The 586-nt window shown below is 39.1% G+C and carries 1 protein-coding gene; it reads left to right on the top strand.

Annotation, left to right across the window (positions count from 1 at the left end; all coding sequences use genetic code 11):
* The coding region (locus tag H5R88_RS01050) for a mucin-binding protein (RefSeq protein WP_182600059.1) at positions 1 to 586 on the top strand (586 nt) is incomplete at both ends.

The following is a 586-nucleotide window of genomic DNA, read 5'->3' as shown; positions in this document are numbered from 1 at the left end:
GACTGTACCATTTAACGCAACTGATAACCCAGACATTACTGTTCAAGTACAAGCTAAGAAGGATACTGATGATGGACGTAATGATAAGGGCAACAAAGATGTTTACCGTGAAGTAACTAGAACAATTACAGTAAATATTGAAGGTCAAGCACCACAAACTGTTACTCAAACTCTTGCATTCTACAGAATTAAGACCACTAATGAAGCAACTGGTGAGGTAACTTACACTGACTGGACTTCAAACATGACAGATGGTGCAACTAGCTTCCCAGAATTAGAAATTCCAAGTGCAGCAGGTTACACTAGAACTATTACAGGTGGCACAATCACTACCAAGGATGGTAAAGATTACGTAGCTTCAGTAAGTGGTTTGAGTGATGGAACTCCAGTAAATGACATTACTGTAACTGTAGATTACAAGAAGGCAGATCAAACTAGAAAGATCGTCTTTGTAGATAATGGCAACACTGTTGGAACTCAAACCTTAACAGGTAAGACTGGAACTAGCGTAACTATTGGTAACGGAAATGGAGAAACTCCATTACAAGTACCAACTGGCTATGAAGTAGTACCAGGAACTGAAATT

This window comes from Limosilactobacillus agrestis (genome assembly GCF_014145585.1).
GTDB lineage: Bacteria > Bacillota > Bacilli > Lactobacillales > Lactobacillaceae > Limosilactobacillus > Limosilactobacillus agrestis.
The sequence above is the reverse complement of the archived record's forward strand: the minus strand, read 5'-3'. Positions and strand labels throughout refer to the sequence as shown.